The sequence below is a fragment of the Lelliottia amnigena genome (genome assembly GCF_019047465.1).
GTDB classification, from domain to species: domain Bacteria; phylum Pseudomonadota; class Gammaproteobacteria; order Enterobacterales; family Enterobacteriaceae; genus Enterobacter; species Enterobacter amnigenus.
The window spans coordinates 3,360,849-3,379,697 of sequence record NZ_CP077236.1; the positions used below are offsets into that span (position 1 = coordinate 3,360,849).

Annotated in this window: 19 protein-coding genes and 2 tRNA genes; 10 read left to right on the forward strand and 11 right to left on the reverse strand. The window is 50.9% G+C overall.

The window, feature by feature from the left end; genetic code table 11:
• Positions 1 to 27: 27 nt before the first annotated feature.
• A complete protein-coding gene (locus tag I6L74_RS15675; protein WP_059178417.1) occupies positions 28 to 1,788 on the reverse strand; it encodes an AAA family ATPase in 1,761 nt (586 codons plus the stop codon).
• Between the two features lie 186 nt (positions 1,789 to 1,974).
• Between I6L74_RS15675 and matP the strand changes: the two genes are divergently transcribed.
• Positions 1,975 to 2,427: a macrodomain Ter protein MatP gene (gene matP / locus I6L74_RS15680; protein ID WP_059178416.1), complete on the forward strand. Its 453-nt coding sequence runs from the start codon at positions 1,975 to 1,977 to the stop codon at positions 2,425 to 2,427.
• A 64-nt stretch (positions 2,428 to 2,491) separates the two neighbouring features.
• Here matP and ompA read toward each other — a convergent pair whose 3' ends face one another.
• Both ompA and sulA read right to left on the reverse strand, forming a co-directional pair.
• A complete protein-coding gene (ompA, locus tag I6L74_RS15685; protein ID WP_106379801.1) occupies positions 2,492 to 3,547 on the reverse strand; it encodes a porin OmpA in 1,056 nt (351 codons plus the stop codon).
• A 356-nt stretch (positions 3,548 to 3,903) separates the two neighbouring features.
• Positions 3,904 to 4,413, reverse strand: a complete 510-nt coding sequence (sulA, locus tag I6L74_RS15690; protein ID WP_059178414.1) for an SOS-induced cell division inhibitor SulA — start codon at positions 4,411 to 4,413, stop codon at positions 3,904 to 3,906.
• Between the two features lie 217 nt (positions 4,414 to 4,630).
• Here sulA and I6L74_RS15695 point away from each other — a divergent pair, with 217 nt between their 5' ends.
• Positions 4,631 to 5,257, forward strand: coding sequence for a TfoX/Sxy family DNA transformation protein (locus I6L74_RS15695; RefSeq protein ID WP_059178413.1), 627 nt, complete (start codon positions 4,631 to 4,633; stop codon positions 5,255 to 5,257).
• On the opposite strand, the gene yccS is transcribed toward I6L74_RS15695, so the two are convergent.
• On the reverse strand, positions 5,214 to 7,376 hold the full coding sequence (yccS, locus tag I6L74_RS15700; protein WP_059178412.1) for a YccS family putative transporter: 2,163 nt from the start codon (positions 7,374 to 7,376) through the stop codon (positions 5,214 to 5,216). The genes I6L74_RS15695 and yccS overlap by 44 nt on opposite strands.
• Positions 7,377 to 7,395: 19 nt before the next feature.
• Entirely contained in the window at positions 7,396 to 7,842 is a 447-nt protein-coding gene (locus tag I6L74_RS15705) for a YccF domain-containing protein (protein ID WP_059178411.1), read from the reverse strand.
• 123 nt (positions 7,843 to 7,965) lie between these two features.
• Here I6L74_RS15705 and helD point away from each other — a divergent pair, with 123 nt between their 5' ends.
• A complete protein-coding gene (gene helD, locus I6L74_RS15710; protein WP_059178410.1) occupies positions 7,966 to 10,020 on the forward strand; it encodes a DNA helicase IV in 2,055 nt (684 codons plus the stop codon).
• Between the two features lie 34 nt (positions 10,021 to 10,054).
• Here helD and mgsA read toward each other — a convergent pair whose 3' ends face one another.
• The gene (mgsA, locus tag I6L74_RS15715) at positions 10,055 to 10,513 is read right to left on the reverse strand and encodes a methylglyoxal synthase (RefSeq protein WP_059178409.1); all 459 of its coding nucleotides are present in this window, start codon (positions 10,511 to 10,513) and stop codon (positions 10,055 to 10,057) included.
• An 81-nt stretch (positions 10,514 to 10,594) separates the two neighbouring features.
• Positions 10,595 to 11,257, reverse strand: a complete 663-nt coding sequence (csgI, locus tag I6L74_RS15720) for a curli synthesis inhibitor (protein WP_059178408.1) — start codon at positions 11,255 to 11,257, stop codon at positions 10,595 to 10,597.
• A gap of 173 nt (positions 11,258 to 11,430) precedes the next feature.
• On the opposite strand from csgI, the gene I6L74_RS15725 reads away from it, so the two are divergent.
• Entirely contained in the window at positions 11,431 to 11,844 is a 414-nt protein-coding gene (locus tag I6L74_RS15725; RefSeq protein WP_012016874.1) for a CoA-binding protein, read from the forward strand.
• A 34-nt stretch (positions 11,845 to 11,878) separates the two neighbouring features.
• On the opposite strand, the gene hspQ is transcribed toward I6L74_RS15725, so the two are convergent.
• Both hspQ and rlmI read right to left on the reverse strand, forming a co-directional pair.
• Entirely contained in the window at positions 11,879 to 12,196 is a 318-nt protein-coding gene (hspQ, locus tag I6L74_RS15730) for a heat shock protein HspQ (RefSeq protein ID WP_059178407.1), read from the reverse strand.
• Between the two features lie 60 nt (positions 12,197 to 12,256).
• Positions 12,257 to 13,447 (reverse strand): 23S rRNA (cytosine(1962)-C(5))-methyltransferase RlmI, encoded by a 1,191-nt coding sequence (rlmI, locus tag I6L74_RS15735; protein WP_059178406.1) that lies wholly within the window; start codon positions 13,445 to 13,447, stop codon positions 12,257 to 12,259.
• A 94-nt stretch (positions 13,448 to 13,541) separates the two neighbouring features.
• Between rlmI and yccX the strand changes: the two genes are divergently transcribed.
• A complete protein-coding gene (gene yccX, locus I6L74_RS15740) occupies positions 13,542 to 13,823 on the forward strand; it encodes an acylphosphatase (RefSeq protein ID WP_072241820.1) in 282 nt (93 codons plus the stop codon).
• Here yccX and tusE read toward each other — a convergent pair.
• Positions 13,820 to 14,149, reverse strand: a complete 330-nt coding sequence (gene tusE / locus I6L74_RS15745) for a sulfurtransferase TusE (RefSeq protein ID WP_059178739.1) — start codon at positions 14,147 to 14,149, stop codon at positions 13,820 to 13,822. The genes yccX and tusE overlap by 4 nt on opposite strands.
• An 86-nt stretch (positions 14,150 to 14,235) precedes the next feature.
• Entirely contained in the window at positions 14,236 to 14,895 is a 660-nt protein-coding gene (gene yccA, locus I6L74_RS15750; RefSeq protein ID WP_041689359.1) for an FtsH protease modulator YccA, read from the reverse strand.
• Positions 14,896 to 15,162: 267 nt separating this feature from the next.
• Here yccA and I6L74_RS15755 point away from each other — a divergent pair, with 267 nt between their 5' ends.
• From I6L74_RS15755 to I6L74_RS15775, 5 genes are all read left to right on the forward strand, one after another.
• Positions 15,163 to 16,791, forward strand: coding sequence for an ABC transporter substrate-binding protein (locus tag I6L74_RS15755; protein ID WP_059178404.1), 1,629 nt, complete (start codon positions 15,163 to 15,165; stop codon positions 16,789 to 16,791).
• Between the two features lie 145 nt (positions 16,792 to 16,936).
• A tRNA-Ser gene (locus I6L74_RS15760) sits at positions 16,937 to 17,024 on the forward strand.
• Between the two features lie 132 nt (positions 17,025 to 17,156).
• A tRNA-Ser gene (locus I6L74_RS15765) sits at positions 17,157 to 17,244 on the forward strand.
• A gap of 469 nt (positions 17,245 to 17,713) precedes the next feature.
• Positions 17,714 to 17,962, forward strand: coding sequence for a hypothetical protein (locus I6L74_RS15770; RefSeq protein WP_059178403.1), 249 nt, complete (start codon positions 17,714 to 17,716; stop codon positions 17,960 to 17,962).
• 430 nt (positions 17,963 to 18,392) lie between these two features.
• Complete coding sequence (locus I6L74_RS15775; protein ID WP_059178402.1) at positions 18,393 to 18,620, forward strand: hypothetical protein; 228 nt, start codon at positions 18,393 to 18,395, stop codon at positions 18,618 to 18,620.
• The last annotated feature ends 229 nt before the right edge of the window (positions 18,621 to 18,849 follow it).

Consider the following 18,849-nt stretch of genomic DNA (forward strand, 5'->3'; position numbering starts at 1 on the left):
TAACACGTGTACGCTGAACAAGTCCGATCAGTTGGGACTAAACCAGCTCAGCCAACGTAACGGCCATGGATAACGATGACGAGCATCCTGTTGCATTGCCTGAGCAATACGTTCCTGAATAGCCTGCATCAGCGTTGTTTGACCTTCTGCATCCCAGACCAGATTTGTCAGTAAGGGTAGCGCATCTGTAATATCGTCGATGGCCCAGATAGAAAATTGTCCAGCCTCTACCGCGTCAAGCACTTCCTGGCTCAGACTCAGATGGCGAGCATTTGGCGCAGGGATAATGACCCCTTGCTTACCGCTAAACTCGCGCTGCTGGCAAATATTGAAGAAGCCTTCAATTTTCTCGTTCAATCCGCCGACGGGCTGAGCGCGACCAAACTGATCGACAGAACCGGTGATAGCAATGCTCTGGTTAATCGGCACATCGGCAAGGGCACTGATTAACGCACAAAGCTCAGCCATTGACGCACTGTCACCGTCAACTTCGCCATAGGACTGCTCAAACGTCAGTGAGGCGGAGAAGGGGATTTGCTGTTCAAGCTGAAGCTCTGACATCAGAAACGCCTGCATGATCATCATGCCCTTAGCATGAATATTCCCGCCCAGCTCTGCTTTACGTTCGATGTCGGTAAATTCACCATCGCCGATATGTACGACGCAACTGATGCGTGAGGGCTCGCCAAAGGCACGCGGATGTCCCGGGAATTCAACGACTGACAACGCGTTAATCTGGCCGACACGTTCGCCCTCGGTTTCAACCAGTATTTGCTCAAGCAGGATTTCATCCTGCATACGATCGGCGAGATAACCTTCTCGCCATTCACGCTGCGCCAGCATTTGCGAGAATTGTTCGCCCGTAAACGATTCCTGCCCACAGATAACGCCTACTTCGCGTAATTGCTTTCCAACCCACAGAGGACAGAGCGGAAGCGTTTCCTGGTCACCCGTGTAGCGCGTAGCTTCACGAATTAAACCCGTCCATGCATCTTCCGCTGGTGTTGGCAATTCATAGCGCTCAGCCATGGTTATCACCCACTGACCCCATTGCGACATATCGTCGGCATCGGCAATCTGGATGTTGTCTTCAAACTCGGAATAGACGGCTTGATCGGCTAATTCGGGTTCCATTTCCTGGAAATCAGCCAGCGACTCGCGATCCCCCGCCAGAATCACTTTTAACGAAACCGGCATTGGGGGGATGGTAACTGGCAATGGGCGCGATTCATCATAGGAAAGCCAGTCAAAGCGCTGGTGAGTCACTATTGTCTTCAGTCGCATCCACAGCAGCGGTTGTGCCATGAGCGTGCGTAGAGAGATAATGAGGACGCCACCGTTGGCTTTATGCACCAGCCCAGGCTGTAAGCTCAACTCGCCATTAAAATGGCGCAGGCAGCCAAACAGTTGTTCAGCTTCAGCCCACTCGGCCGTAATGACTTCACCCGTAGCGGCGAAGTTATCTTCAGCGTGTGCGGCTGGTTCGAAAGTAACATCACGTCCCGCGATACGATATTGGCCGCCATACACAGTGCTTTCTTCAGGCCGCAGCTGACGCGTAGCGTCGGCGATCAGCGCCAAATATTCAGCTTCTTCAGGCGCCTTCAGCAGCATGAAAGGGGAGGTTGTCCATGGACTTAACACCTGCTCAAGCGCGTAGTGCAAACGCGGTTGCGTATCGCTAAGTATGAAGTCGTGCTCTTTTGCGAGGTTTGGCTGTGTAAATAGCGCCTGATAGCTTTCGGTATCAGGAACCAAATCACGCCATGCTAGTTTCGTAATGGTCAAAGTTGATGTTTTTTAGTTAGATGTAAAACCGTGGAGTATACCGTAAGCATCGGTCTCTGCCCAACCGGGATTAGGAAAATCAGGTAGTGAATGCGGCGTAACAGCTCACAGGAAATGATTTCTTTTCAGCAGATTGTCAAAAAACTGATATTCTGAACAGAGTTACGAGGTAACACTGAGATCGCAATGAAATATCAACAACTGGAAAATCTCGAAAGCGGCTGGAAATGGAAGTACCTGGTCAAAAAGCACCGTGAAGGGGAGCTGATCACCTGCTACATCGAAGCCAGTGCTGCAAAAGAAGCGGTGGATTTATTACTGACACTCGAAAACGAACCGGTACATGTTAATAGCTGGATAGAGAAGCATATTAATCCCGCGTTAGTGAACCGTATGAAGCAGACCATCCGCGCTCGCCGCAAACGGCACTTTAACGCCGAGCATCAGCACACGCGTAAGAAATCAATCGATCTTGAGTTCATGGTCTGGCAACGATTAGCCGGGCTTGCTCAACGTCGGAGTAAAACGCTTTCTGAGACGGTCGTACAGTTGATTGAAGATGCTGAGCATAAAGAGAAATATGCCAACCAGATGTCTACGTTGAAAAACGATCTTCAGGCGATGCTTGGAAAAAAATAGTAAATCACGTTTCGTTAGATAATAAAAAACCCCGCATGGCGGGGTTTTTTTATAAGACGATAACTTATGCCGCTGGCTGAGTTACAACGTCTTTGATACCTTTAACTTCGATCTCTACGCGACGATCTGGTGCCAGGCAGTCGATCAGTGCAGCGCGAGGTTTCACGTTGTCACAGGTAGTGCCGGTCACTGGGTTAGATTCGCCCATACCACGTGGAGAGATCTTGTTAGCTGGGATACCTTTAGACACGAGGTAATCAACAACAGACTGTGCACGTTTCTCGGACAGACCCTGGTTGTAAGCGTCAGAACCGATACGGTCGGTGAAGCCCAGAACCACTACAGAACCGTCTTTAGGATCCAGATTGCTCAGCTGAGTGTACAGCTGATCCAGTGCCTGTTGACCTTCTGGTTTCAGAGTTGCTTTGTTGAAGTTGAACAGAACGTCAGACTTCAGAGTGAAGTGCTTGGTCTGTACTTCTGGAGCTGGTGCCGGAGCTGGAGCAACGATTGGCGCTGCTTCTTCCTGCTGGCCGAAACGGTAGGAAACACCTACGCTCAGCATGCCGTTGTCAGGACGAACACCAACGGTGTTGCCGTCGCCGATGTTGTTAACCCACTGGTATTCCAGACGGGTAGCGATATCGCGGGTCATTGCCCACTCTACGCCACCAGCGAATACTGGAGATACGCCAGTGTCATGGTCGTCGCCACGTTCGCTGTTGCTGGAGTCAGCGCGCCATACCATGCCGCCCAGACGGGTGTACACGTCTAGATCGTCAGTCACTGGGTAACCCAGTTTAGCGGTCAGCTGTACGCCTTGAGCTTTGAATGCGCCGTTAACGGTGTCGCCTTTGTATGGCATACGACCTAACCAGTCGTAACCCATTTCAAAACCAACATACGGGTTAACCTGATAGCCACCAAACGCACCTGCACCGAGCTGGCTTTCGTGAGTTGGGCCATCGTTGTTCAGGGAGCTGTTGTACCAGCCAGTGTCGTGGAACTGAGACCAGCCCAGTTTGCCACCTGCATACCAGGTATTATCTTTCGGAGCGGCCTGCGCTACGGTAGCGAAGCCAGCCAGTGCCACTGCAATCGCGATAGCTGTCTTTTTCATTTTTTGCGCCTCGTTATCATCCAAAAATCGCCATGAAGATCTCGTCGAGAAATCACGGTTAAATCCTTCACCGGGGGGCGAGCTCAAACTAGTAACTCTACCGATATCTTCGGCTTAGACCGAGCACCCCTGGCGATGTAAAGTCTACAACGTAGTTCAAAACTTACAAGTGTGAACTCCGTCAGGCATATGAAAAAAAAAGCTCCGTATACACAATATTTAACATTTTGAATGCGGATTTTATGCTGTAAAATTAAGGGAAACCGCGCCAGACAGGCTTTGACGAAGTTTTTTCTTATGGAACCAATCGGCTGTCCAACTGTCAAAAAAAGTTCCAGGAAAAATCTTAAATTTACTTAATGATACAAATTAGAGTGAATTTTTAGCCCAGAAAGGTGTCCTCTGCCGAGAGAATCGGGATGAATCGGACGCATTATTAAGCCGATCGCGTTACCTTCTTCGGCGGCTTCCACTAAACGATAATGTTCATCTTCCGTTAATTCTTCTGATAGCCAGCCAATCACCACGCTGTAATTCCCGGTGCGCAATGCTCGAATCATTGAATCTACCGTATGGCAGGGGGCCAGTTGGCTAATCTGCATCACTTTTGCGAGCGGTAATCCAGCAGATTGGACCCATTCGCGACTCAATTTTTGCTTTGGCGTTAACCACAGCTGCCAGCGTGACTGCTGACCGAGTTGCTGTAATAGCGGCAACAACAGCAACTGTGTCATCAAGGGCTGGTCTTCACGATAAACCACTTCGCTTATCATCCCGGTCGAAACACGCCCGAAAGTATTTTGCGTGTCATTGCCCTTGGATGGAGAAAAAGATGTTGAGCGATTTGCATAGCTTGAAGTGTGCATAATCATTCCAGCTCTGTAGTTACTGTATGAATATACAGTAACCCCTGTATGACTAAAGATCAACCTCAATTTCGGAAAGCGCCTCGCAAATTTCGTTCGAGATCGGCCAATATCGTAAATTCATCTTGCCGAGTGACAATAAGTTGCCTATTTTTCTGCTAGCGGATCCGATAGTAATTAATAGCGTTGTTACTGCATGATTTTAAAGGATAATATCATGAAAAAGATATCATACGAACGGATCTATAAATCCCAGGAATACCTCTCATCTTTGGGTGATATCCATCATAGGGCACTTTTTGGTGGCTATACGTTGGCGGTAAATGAGGCTGTGTTTGCCATGGTGTCTGAGGGCGAACTGTATCTGCGAGCGTGTGAAGAGAGTGCGCAGTACTGTGTAAAACATAATCCGACCTATCTGGAATTGGTAAAACGTGGCAGGCCTGTTCTGTTGAATTATTACCGTGTGGACGACGGACTTTGGCAAGATCGGGAAAAGCTCCTGCAACTTTCCAGCTTTGCATTAAAAGCAGCACGACAGGAACGTGTCGAGCGGGATAATCGGCGCAGGCTAAAAGATTTGCCCAACCTGACTTTTCCGATTGAAGTTCTCCTCTACGAAGCGGGTATTACCAGTGAAATTATGCTCCGTACACTTGGTGCCGAAGAGAGTTGGCTGAAGATCAGAGCCAAAAATAAACACCTTGGCATTAAGGTCCTGTTTGCACTTGCGGGGGCAATTGAAGGGTTACATGAGGCGGCGCTCCCGACAGCGAGGCGTCGGGAGCTTAATGAGTGGTTTAATGCGCTTCCTGTAAGGTCTGATAATCATTCCGGGAAGTAGCGATTTGTTGTTGTAGTCGGCAGATCTCGGGCAGAAGAGCAATAAGCAGACCTGTTTGCTGGAGGATAAGCGGAGCTTTGCTGTCTGTACCGGGATCAAAATGCGCAATGCGCTGGCTGAGTTCGTCTATCGCCATTTGTACGCGTGGCTCATCAGCGGGTCGATGATGAAGCGCATCGTCAACGTAACATACAGTGTCATCCAACAAGGCGAGAATATTGGGGTTGGTTAATTGCTCGCGATGTGCACCCAAGGTTGAAATATAGCTGGTAAAGGTGTGATTAAGACACAGAAGTCGGAAGGCTACCTCGCGAATTTCTGGTGTTGCACGGGGTTCCGTTGACATGTTTGAGACGACCGATGCCAGTTCCGCATCACGGTTATGAGCATCGCGTCGGGCAATACGGTATGCCAGACGGTTGTCGCGGCCCTGATGGTACTGCTCAAGAATCGCGTCGAGATAGCGACAGTTCGCATTGATTGCGAGATCCAGTGCGCGCGGTAAGTTCCTGAAACGCCAGTCAGGCCAGATAAAGCTCACGGCTGCCCAGGCAATGGCGCAGCCAATTAGCGTATCGATGACGCGTGGCAAAGCGACTTCAAATCCTTCGCCTAGCAGGTTGAAGCAAAGTAAAACCAGCAGGGTGATGAACATCGTGGCGTGCGCATACTGGACGTGACGAAATGCGAAAAACAGGACGCCGGTAATCACAATAAGGATCAATTGTCCTTCAATTGAGGGGACAAAATAGAGCACAGGAAGCCCAATGGCGACACCCACAAGGGTACCGATGATTCTCAACGCCAGCCGGTGACGTGTAGCATTATAATTGGGCTGACAGACAAACAGGCTAGTCAACAGAATCCAGTAACCATGTTGTAAGCCCGTTATTTGGATAAATGCGTAACCCGTGCAAAGTACGGCGGACATCCGCACTGCATGCCGAAACAGTGCTGACTCGGGGGTGAAGTTGCGGCTCAAACGCAGCCATATATCTGAAACACTGTGCATCCCGTCGTCGGCAAGTTGGTTTTCAGTGTCATGACCCGGCATCGCCAATGCCTGCTCCGACTCGATTGTCGCGAGTTGCGCATCGATGGCCCGCAGATTGTTAAGCAAAAAACCGAGGGCTTTCATCTGATCTGGCGATGTACCGCTTGCCTGAACGCGATCCAAAGCGGCGTCGAGATGAGTAAAAGCGCGCTCAAATCGCTGATCGTGCTGATACGGCGTTCGCAGCAAAATGGAACGAGCCAGTTGCTGACAAGCCTGAGATTGCATCGAAAGAAGTCGCTGGAAGCGGAACATAACGTCGCTGTAACGAAACTTCTCGCGCAGTGCAGCGTATTGAATATGTGATGAGCTGGCACGCTCATGAATATCCTGAGCGACAAAGTAGTAGTGCAGTGTTTGCTGTGTTCCGCGCTGACCGCGATCGCCACGTAAGCGGGTAAGTAATGAAACTTTGGTTTGGTTAAGCGTGGCGACAAGCTCTCCGTTTGCCAGCGCGAGATCGTATAGCGGCGACTGACTCTCTTCTTCTATATCAGGATCGAAAAGTCGGGATTTGAGTTCCAGATAGTGCGCCAGCTGTTCGTAACTCCGGGCGAGATTGTCCTGCAACGGGCGAATCGGGAACAGGAGATGCCCGGTCAGCGTGAGCACGTTATACCAGATGGCCCCCATTAACAGCAGGAGTGGCTGCTGATACCACTGGTCATATAGCGATATGCCTAACATGGTGTAAATCGCGATCAGCAGCGCGCCAAACGCAATGGTCGCATAGCGCTGCCCAAGCCCCCCCAGCAAAATAAACCCGGTGGTGGAAATCATCAACCCGAGGGCGAATAACCAGGGCCATGGGAAAAGCAGCTCGACCGACGCGGAGGCAATAAAAAAGCACACCAGGGTAATCACGAGGTTTCGCAAGCGCCCAACCAGACGATCATCAAGATCGGCAAGTGCACCTGCAACGACGCCGAGCGTCAGCGGGATGGTGAGCTTAACGTCGCCGAGCCACCACGGCAGCGCCGCCGCACCGCAAAGCGCGATAAAAATCCTGGCGTTATAGAGCCAGGCACTGTTCCATGTGTATCTGCGAAGCAATGGGCTTAGCATGTGGGCGGCGTATCCTTATTTACTGAAAACGACGGCGGGCATTGGATTCACGCGCAGCCTGGGCAACTTCTACGGCCACTACGCGTCGACCAACAGGCCACAGAGCGATAGCGGCAATCTTGAAGTTGGCAATCCCAACCGGGATACCGATAATCGTAATACACTGTGTAATACCTACGGCGATGTGCATCAGGCACAACCACCAGCCAAAGAAGATCAGCCATAAAATATTCAGCAATGTCCCACCGGTATTCATCAGGATATTTTTGTTGCCGGGTTCGAGCTCATCAACATGAATGGCTTCATTGCCGTAAGGCACAAACGACAGTTTGGTGATTTCCCAGCACGAGCGCGTTAACGGAAGTGTAAAAATAAGCACAATGCTGACTAGCGTGGCAAAAAGCCAGGAAAGAGTCGTGGCAAAACCGCCAAGGACAAAGTTCAAAATATTCAGAACGGTACGCATAAACCCTCACTTCTTTTCGATAAAATTAAAGCCTGATGATTGTAACGTTTTTTTAGGCTGGAGCACCTGAAAACTGGCAGGTAAACTAATGCGTAAACTATCACTGCGTGGATCAGGCTGGACATGGAACTAAAAGCAACATCATTAGGCAAACGCCTGGCGCAACATCCCTACGATAAAGTTGTCCTGCTCAACGCCGGTGTAAAAGTCTCGGGCGAGCGCCACGAATATCTCATTCCTTTTAATCAGCTACTGGCTATTCATTGCAAGCGTGGTCTGGTGTGGGGCGAACTCGAGTTTGTCTTACCTGCGGATAAAGTGGTTCGTTTGCATGGCACGGAATGGGCCGAAACGCAGCGATTTCATCATCAGCTCAATATGCTCTGGCAAAAATGGAGCGATGAGATGAGCGAGGTCGCGCGGCAAGTGCTCGAGCAGGTTTTAGCCGATATTGCGCAGAGCAGTGAACAAAAGAAATGGCTCACACGCGCCCAAACGGCTGACATGCAGCAGCGTATTCATCAGGCTCTGACCGCGCTTCCGCTTCCGGTTTCACGACTTGATGAGTTTGAAAATTGCCGTGATGCCTGGCGTCAGTGCCAGGCGTGGTTAACCGATATCGATCAAAGCAGGCTTGCACATAATCAGGCATGGACTGACGCGATGTTGTCGCAGCACGCGGAGTTCTTCAGCCAAATCGAATCCTCGCCTTTAAATCCCGCGCAGGCGCGAGCCGTGGTAAATGGGGAGCAATCACTGCTCGTGCTGGCTGGCGCAGGCAGCGGAAAAACATCAGTATTGGTGGCTCGAGCTGGATGGTTACTCGCCAGAGGCGAAGCGACAGCCGAGCAAATTCTGCTGTTGGCGTTTGGCCGTAAAGCGGCACAAGAAATGGACGAGCGCATTCACGACCGGCTGCACACGCGTGACGTTACCGCCAGAACATTCCACGCGCTGGCACTGCATATTATTCAGCAGGGCAGCAAAAAAGCGCCGGTTATCAGTAAACTGGAAAACGACACCCAGGCCAGGCTTGCTCTGTTCATCAAGACATTGCAGCAGCAGTGCAGTGAAAAAAAGGCAATGGCTAAGGGATGGCGACAGTGGCTTGAAGAAGAGCTCGACTGGACGGTGCCTGAAGGCAGTTTTTGGCAGGATGAAAAACTGATGCGTCGTCTGGGATCGCGTCTGGATCGCTGGGTGAGTCTGATGCGCATGCATGGCGGTTCACAGGCGGAGATGATTGAGTGTGCGCCCGAGGAAGTGCGAGCGCTCTTCACTAAACGCGTCAAACTGATGGCACCGTTACTGAAAGCCTGGAAAACCGCTCTGAAAGAAGAAAACGCGGTGGATTTCTCAGGGCTGATTCATCAGGCTATTATCATTCTTGAAAAAGGTCGTTTCGTCAGCCCCTGGAAGCATATTCTGGTGGACGAATTTCAGGATATCTCTCCGCAGCGCGCCGCTTTGCTGGTGGCGTTACGGGCACAAAATAAACACACTTCGCTGTTTGCAGTGGGTGACGACTGGCAGGCCATTTATCGATTCAGTGGTGCTCAACTGTCGTTAACGACCGCTTTCCACCATTATTTTGGTGAGGGCGACCGCAGCGATCTGGATACCACCTATCGCTTTAACTCGCGCATCGGCGAAATCGCCAACCGGTTTATTCAGCAAAACCCTCATCAACTGGCGAAACCGCTCAACAGTCTGTCGACGGGCGATAAAAAAGCCGTCACGCTGCTGCCAGACGATCAGCTGGAACCCCTGCTTGATAAGTTGAGCGGATTTGTTAAAGCAGATGAACGGATTCTGATTCTGGCGCGGTATCATCATCTTAAGCCGACGATTCTGGAGAAAGCGGCCACGCGGTGGCCCAAGCTGCAACTCGATTTCATGACCATCCACGCCAGCAAAGGGCAGGAGGCGGATTTCGTCATTGTGCTCGGGCTACAGGAAGGGAGCGATGGTTTTCCGGCTCCGGCGCGTGAGTCGGTTATGGAACAGGCGCTGTTGCCCGAAACAGAAGATTACCCTGATGCGGAAGAGCGTCGACTGCTCTATGTCGCGATAACCCGTGCGCGTCACAGGGTGTGGCTGCTGTTCGCTAAGGATAATCCATCCTGTTTTGTGGATATTCTGAAAGCTATCGATGTACCGGTGGCGAGAAAACCCTAGTGTGTGCCGGGCTGAATATTAGCCCGGCATCGTTTTACTTGAGACGTTCGGCCAGATAACGCGGGTAATCAGGGATCAGAATTTCAACCGATGCGTTAAAGTGCGGTGACTCAATAATAAAGTCGGCGGTTGAAAGGTTTGTGGCCACCGGAATATTCCACACCGTGGCGAGGCGCAGCAGGGCTTTTACATCAGGATCGTGCGGGACCGCGTTCAGCGGATCCCAGAAGAAAATCAGTACATCAATTTTGCCTTCCGAAATCTGCGCGCCGACCTGCTGGTCGCCACCCAAGGGGCCACTCAGCATCGCATTCACTTCCAGCCCTGTTTCACGATGAATCAGATTGCCAGTGGTGCCTGTCGCCGACAGGTTGTGTTTTTCCAGCAAAGCCTGGTGGCGCTGAACCCAGTTAAGCAGCATTTGCTTGCAATGATCGTGTGCTACCAGCGCAATATGTTTACGTTCTGGCAGGGTACGTGTCGTCAGTTCCATAATCTCTTTCCGTCAGGTTAACTGGCTACAAGATGACGGGAAGCGCCTGATGCTGCAAGAGAAAGGGTGAAAAAAAGCGGCTTATGACGAAGGTTGCTGCTTCGCCCATTGCAAAAATCGTGTGCGGGTGTCGGGATCGGCCTGTTGGAACCAGAATTTGAGCCGCTGTTCCGTTAGCGTTTGAGATTGCGGAGGGATCACATCCAGTTCCGATACGCCGGACAAAAGCGTGCTGTCGTCAGCCATCATGGTGGCGAATCCCGGGAGCGACGCGCTTTTGCCCGCTTTGTTGTAGCGCTCGGTATCCGCTTCATAATCGGTGCCCTTCGGGGTTTTGGTCAGCGCAAGGATATCCAGTTTCACGGGGATGGGCATGGCATCGCCATCCAGTAGTTCTATTCGTGGTGCGGATTCAAACGCCTCGGATTCCTTTTCGTTTTCCAGACGCGGCAAATTAAAATTCACCTGACTGATTTTTTGGGTATTAAAACTCACCACCAGCGGGGGAGAAATATAAAGGCGTAGCTCGTGATTGGAGAGGCGAATATTTTTTTCGATACGAAAGACTATTTGGTGCGGCCCATTATCCAGCTCAATGCTGTCTGCCCCCCGCAGCAGTGAACTGGAGACTTTTTTACCGTCCAGAACCAGCAGGTCGATGTCGGTTGATAACCGAAGCGTGGTGGCATACACGCAAACCGGCATCACTAACGCAAGTACTGCTGAGACAATGCCGGTCTTCATAGGGCGCTCCCGTCGAATATACTTTCGTCGTAATAATGTATCTAAATTTTTCGATAAACACGTTTACTAACATATAGACATATTCCGACGTTTTGCCCTCATACAGATGTATGGGATGAATGGTTGCCTGCGGTTGTTTGGCGTACACTTTATAAAAAGCCAGGAGAAACACCATGAAAGAGAACGATATTATCGGCATTCTGACCTCGACCCGCACCATCGCATTGGTGGGCGCAAGTGATAAACCCGATCGCCCAAGCTATCGGGTAATGAAATATCTTCTCGATCAGGGGTATCACGTCATTCCGGTGTCACCAAAAGTGGCCGGCAAAACGCTGCTGGGGCAGCAGGGCTATGCCACGCTTGCGGATGTTCCGGAAAAAGTCGATATGGTCGATGTATTCCGTAACTCTGAAGCGGCGTGGGGGGTAGCACAGGAGGCGATTGCTATTGGTGCGAAGACGCTGTGGATGCAGCTCGGCGTCATCAACGAGCAGGCGGCTGTATTAGCGCGCGACGCGGGGTTGAACGTGGTGATGGATCGCTGCCCGGCGATTGATATACCGCGTTTAGGTCTGGCGAAATAAAAAAAGCCCGGAGCATTCCGGGCTTTTTTATCGATTAATTTCGCAGGCGTGGGGCCTGGAGCTGTTTACGGATAGTTTGCGCCAGTTCGTCCATCGACGGCTGCTCCGGATGCTCGTCCTGCGGTTCACTGCTTAACTGCGCTTCTGCTAGATAAGTGTGAAGGGGTTGGCCATCATCGTCTTCCATCACCACGTGATACCAGGGCGTTGCGCGAAGTTCAGCGCTCGCCGCCAGCTCATCGGCTGAGGGTTCGTCAAGGGAGTATTCCGGATCAATATCCACCACCACACCCAGGTACCCCAGGAGAGAGTGGCGGACCTGCTGGCCGATACCGTATTTGCTGGCAATCATAGTCACCTCCCGAAAAATGTTACATACACAAGATGTGTGGGCAACATCTCACTTTTCAAGTTACATGACGCGACAGGCAAACCCTTTCAGATAGAGCCCTTCCGGGTAGGTAGCGATCACAGGGTGGTCGGCTGCCTGACGGAACTGTTCTATAAATTGTACATCACGACCCGCATCTACAGCGGCATCTGCGACGAGTTTCTGAAATAAATCGGTCGTCATCAGGCCAGAGCAGGAGAACGTCAGCAAAATGCCGCCAGGATTCAGCAACTGGATCGCCAGCATGTTGATATCTTTATAGCCACGGCACGCGCCCATCAGCTGGCTTTTGTTTTCGACAAACTTCGGCGGATCCATCACGATGACGTCGAATGTCTCACCCTGGTCACGGTATTTACGCAACAGTTTGAAAACGTCATCGCGAACGAATTCCGCTTTGCTCAGATCCAGCTTGTTCAGCTCAACGTTCTGCTTAGCGACATCCAGCGCTTCCTGAGAGGTGTCAACGCTCACCACCTGGCTGCACCCGCCCATCAGTGCCGAAACGGCAAAGCCGCCGGTGTAGGAGAAGCAGTTCAGCACGCGTTTATCTTTAACATACTGGCGCGTGGCCAGACGGCTGTCGCGCTGATCGAGGTAGTAACCGGTTTTATGCCCGCCCTGAATATCGACAAACAGCTTCATGCCGTGCTCTTCGATAGGGAGCAGAGCTGGTGGCAGTTCACCGGTGACGGTGCCTTGCGTAAGCTCCATGCCCTCTTTTTTACGCACCGCGACATCGCTGCGATCGTAAATGGCACATTCTGGATACAACGCTTGCAGCGCGCTGATCAGTGCCGCACGCTGGTATTCTGCACCGGCGCTTAAGAGCTGCAGCACGAGGAAATTGGCAAAGCGATCGATCGTCACGCCCGGCAGGCCGTCGGACTCTCCCGCGATCAGACGATAGCTATCCAGACCGTCACGTTTCGCCAGCCAGTCGCGCCACTGCTGCGCCTGCTGTAAACGACGGGTAAAGAAAGCGATGTCGATGGTTTCGTCTTTATCGAACGTCCAGACGCGCGCGCGAATCTGCGAGGCGGGTGAGTAAGCGCCGCGAGCTAACCATTTTCCCTGATGGTCAACGATATCGATGGTTTCACCGAGGCTGGCTTTACCTTCCATACGCGCAACCGCGCCGGAAAACACCCAGGGATGACGACGCAGTAATGACTTCTCGCGCCCTTTGGTTAACACTAAACGTACACTCATAATTTGCTTTTCTGTCGATTCAATAAAATGGCCGCCATTTTCCCGAGTTCAGTCAGGAAAAGCAACGCGCCAGAGCAGGATAGGGGAAACGATGATGACAAAAGTCTGCACAATCGCGTGGGTTCACGGCACGGTCCAGGGCGTTGGGTTTCGCTACAGCACGCAACGCGAGGCGTTACAGCTCGGGCTAACAGGCTACGCGCGCAATCTGGATGACGGCAGTGTCGAAGTTGTTGCCTGCGGTGAGGCTGATAAAATTGAGCAACTGACTGCCTGGTTGAAAGCCGGCGGGCCGCGTAGCGCTCGGGTTGAAAAAGTCTTCACTGAACCTCACCAACCCGATCGCGAATATGACACGTTTAGTATCCGGTATTAAATACATTTCACCGGTTTGGGCAGGCCGGCGATTTTGGTCGCCTGTTTGGCCGGGCCTTTCGGGAAGAGGCGATACAGGTAACGGCTGTTGCCTTTCTCTTCGCCAAACTTGTTAGCCATCGCTTTCACCAGCATGCGTATAGCAGGCGACGTGTTGAATTCCAGATAAAATTCACGCACAAAACGCACCACTTCCCAGTGCTCTGGTGACAACGTGATCGCCTCTTTTTCGGCAATCACGACGGCCAGCGCTTCACTCCACTGGCTGCTCTCTTTCAGATAACCGTCGTTGTCGGTTTCTATCTCTTTACCTTCAAAGCTCAGCATAATCATTCACACGTCAGTCAAAACCCGCGCAGTGTACCAAAAAACAAAGCCCCGCATAAGCGAGGCTCCGTTCAAAGCGTAATGGGTTAGTCGCGGCTTGCGAAGCCCAGGATGCTCAGCAGGCTGACAAAGATGTTGTACAGCGACACATACAGGCTCACGGTTGCGCGAATGTAATTCGTTTCACCGCCGTGAATGATGTTGCTGGTTTCCCACAGGATCGCGCCTGAAGAGATCAGAATGAACACTGCGCTAATCGCCAGGTGCAGCGCGGGCAATTGCAGGAAGATATTCGCCACCATGCCGACCAGCACAACGATGACACCCGCCATCAGCATCCCACCCAGGAAAGACATGTCTTTACGGGTCGTCAGAACGTATGCCGAGCAGCAGAAGAACACCAGTGCCGTCCCGCCCAGCGCCATGCCGATGAGGTCACCCATACCCGCAGACAGATAAGCATTCAGCATTGGGCCGAGGATATAGCCCAGGAAGCCAGTAAAGGCGAACGCGGACAGAATACCAATGGGTTTGTCAGCGGTTTTATAGGTCAGGAACATCAGACCATACATGCCCACCAGCGTCAGGATCAGCCCCGGAGACGGCAGCATCAGCACGGTGCTGGCTGTCGCCGTGAGCGCAGAAAACGCCAGCGTCAGGCTTAGCATGAAATAGGTATTGCGCAGCACTTTATGGGTGCTGAGTAGCGACGTGCGGTCGCGTGAAGAACTAATAATACGATCCATGAGCCACTCTCTTATGACAGATGTAATTAACGGCAAGAATAAGAAACGTTGCGCCAGTAGCAAAATGGTTTTACCCATCTTTACTCAATACCTTAGCGGCGGCACTGAAGCTTTGTTCCGAATAAATTTGTTTCCGTAGCATGAAGCGTGGTTTGACGATTTTATTCAGATCAACCTCTTATAGGTTACTGAAAAATATTGCCTTAATACAGTTAGAGCGCTAAGAGTGAATGCGCATCGTCAAAAAATAGACAATAAGGCGAATAAATGAAATCACCATCACGTACTAGCTTTACACTTTCTTTGTTGGCCGCGAGCATCCTGTGCGCAAGCGCAACGAGCTGGGCCGCTAGCGTGCCAGCAGGAACCCAACTGGCAGAAAAACAGGAACTGGTTAGAAACAACGGCAGTGAACCCGCATCGCTCGATCCGCATAAAGTCGAAAGCGACGTCGAATTCAATATTATCAGTGATTTGTTCGAAGGGCTGGTGAGCGTCTCGCCAGGCGGTGAGATTGTGCCGCGACTGGCAGAGAAATGGGAGAATAAAGACAACACCGTCTGGACTTTCCATTTACGTCCAGGTATCACCTGGAGTGACGGCACCGCGATCACCGCGCAGGACGTGGTCTGGAGCTGGCAACGTCTGGTCGATCCGAAAACGGCTTCTCCTTACGCCAGCTATCCGGGGAATATGCATCTCGTCAACGCTGCGGATATCGCACAGGGCAAGAAAACGCCGGACTCACTGGGCGTGAAAGCGATCAACGACTCAACGCTGGAAGTCACGCTCACCCAGCCCAATGCGGCATTTCTCGCGATGCTGGCGCACCCCTCGCTCGTCCCGGTTGATAAAGTGCTGATCGGCCGTTTTGGTGAAAAGTGGACGAAACCGGAGCATTTCGTCAGCAGTGGGGCGTATAAGCTTTCGCAGTGGGTGGTCAACGAGCGTATTGTTGCTGAACGTAACCCGCGTTATTGGGATGATGCGCACACGGTGATCAACAAGGTAACCTATCTGCCGATTACCTCTGAGGCCTCCGACGTTAACCGCTATAAGGCCGGCGAGATCGACATCGTCTATACGGTGCCTATTAACCAATTTGCTCAGCTTAAGAAAACGCTGGGCACTGAGCTGGACGTTTCACCGCAGCTCGCCACCTACTATTACGAATTCAATACCACCCGACCGCCGTTTAATGATGTGCGCGTGCGCAAAGCGCTGAACATGGCGCTGGATAAAGACATTATTGCCGACAAAGTGTTGGGGCAGGGGCAGCGCCCGGCGTGGCTTGTCAGTCAGCCGGACATTGGCGGCGTTAAGCTTAAAAACCCTGACTACGCGAGCTGGCCCATCGACAAGCGTATCGCTGAAGCGAAAAAATTGCTGAACGACGCCGGTTTCAACGCCAGTCATCCACTCAGCTTCAATTTGCTCTATAACACGTCGGAATCGCATCAGCGCATCGCTATCGCGGCCAGTTCGATGTGGAAGAAAAATCTGGGCGTGGAAGCGAAGCTGCAAAATCAGGAGTGGAAAACCATGCTGGATACCATGCACACCCATAATTTTGATGCGGTGCGTTACGCATGGATTGCGGATTATGACGATGCCGCGACTTTCCTGAACAACTTCCGTACCGGTGATAGCGAAAACACCAGTCAGTACAGTAATCCGGCCTATGACAATGCGCTGGTGGAGGCGGCAAAAGCGAAAACCCCGGAAGAGCGCGGCAAGTTCTACCAGCAAGCTGAAGATCTGCTGGCACAGGATGTTCCCGCCATTCCGGTGTATCACTATGTCAGAACCCATCTGGTAAAACCGTGGGTCGGTGGATTTACGCCAGATAAACTGGGCTTTTACTTCACCAAAGATTTGTACATCAAAAAACATTAAGACGGATACGTGAAATTTCATGCTGATAAAATGGTCAATACGTTGTTATTTCAACCGATTGATCGCGGTTTGGCTATTTTTGAAGCGAATGAATCACATCACTCTTTACAGCGCAAGATGAGGTGTTTATGATGCGCCTCACTTAGGAAGCGTGGCCGAGCGGTTGAAGGCACCGGTCTTGAAAACCGGCGACCCGAAAGGGTTCTAGAGTTCGAATCTCTACGCTTCCGCCAAATTCGAAAACCCTGCGATAGCAATATCGCAGGGTTTTTTGCTTTTTCACGTTATAAAAATGCACGTGGGTAAACTTAGAAAAATTCCTGCTTTACAAGGCGCTAATAGACGTTTATATTGCGCCTCACTTAGGAAGCGTGGCCGAGCGGTTGAAGGCACCGGTCTTGAAAACCGGCGACCCGAAAGGGTTCTAGAGTTCGAATCTCTACGCTTCCGCCAAATAAGACGAGGGGTTACCGAAAGGTAACCCCTCGTTGCTTTGGGCGGCGTACATGGCGTGTTCTATGCACTGGGTGTATTTGCCGACTCAGCCATCACTTTTAACCCTCTTCTAAAATTTAAACCTTATAACCCACCTGGCGGGTTAATTATTTCTCCCTCGTTCCCATCGATTAACACACCATGATGTTGGTACTGCGTCGCTTGTCTACCGCTTCAGCCCGCTATGTACCCACGCGACACATCTTGCCGCTTCCGTGAGAAGCAAAATAATCGTGATAAGGCCGTCATGGGCGCTGACACGCTCTGAAGTCTTGCAGGTGACGCCAAATGTTATGCAGGGCTTTCTGACGATAGCGATCGTGCAGGAGCAACATGAGAGAGGATGTACGAATCAGTATGGGCGTCAAATAACGCATACTGATTTTTAAGTTACAATTGATAATCCCAATTCATGAGGAGCTTGCTTATGCTTGAGGGACGTTCAGAGACATTACATTGTGGAACAATGTGCTTCGCCGTCTATGGTAGAGACGACGTTATCAGCAGCTTTGTCGATTATCTCAAAACCTCTGCTAATACCTCAATCGAGGTGAGGGTTATCGCTGGGCGAGACCCGATGGGACGTATAAAAATTGCCATTACAGGAAGTATTGTTGAGCAACTGTCCATTGAGGCGTTCAGGCATCAGTTCATTGATGACTACTACAGCAGATAGACAATCAGACCGCCTTCGGGCGGTTTATTATTACCATCGCAATCACCATACCCATTCAAATAACTAAATCATTACGTACAGATGAAGAGGTTATACAGAAGGAAAAATAGCTGATTGTGCTGTGATAACCCCTCAGTTGCACATAAATATGCTATCAAACAACACATGTGCCACCATCTCTTTTTTGAGGGTGTGTATTTTTTTTTACTGTATACACTCAGCCCACCTCACCTGAATTGTCCATCAGGCAGGTGTATTGATTATCTTAAAGTCTTAGCTCTCCTGGGTGGCTCCGGAGCATTATGATTTTAATGATGAACAATACTTACAAAGGCCATGCGGTTGCATGGCCTTTTCTAAATATCTGCGATTTTTGAAACGGAAGCGATCCACGCTTTAAAACACACGCAGGACCGGATTGAGGCAGTATATGAAAAAGGTTTTGGTCTTCTTCAATTCGCAGCAGGCAGAAGTGATTAATATGCTTAAACCTGTCACATCGATCACGCGATATTACCCAAACGGTGATGAAGTTTCGTTAAAAATAATGCTTACCGGGGTTCATTCATTAACCGGGGATCATATCGAGATTTATGTTGCGTCTGACCGCGAACTCACCCATGACGAAGTTGTAGGTGCAGTGAATAAGTACCTGTAAAGAGAATACGGTTGCCTTTGAAGATCCCTTTTTATCCTCTTGACTATCAGACCGCTTTTAAAATTACCCTGGATTGAGATCATGGCGAATCCCCCTAAGCGGCGGGGTTAAGTCACCCGATGACTCCTCTTCAGGGGCACTCATCGTGAAAGACTGAAACCGCCTGCCACGGGCGGTAAACCCAAAGGCTCACCGGGAGGCACCCGGCAGTCTAAAAATTGAAGCGGTC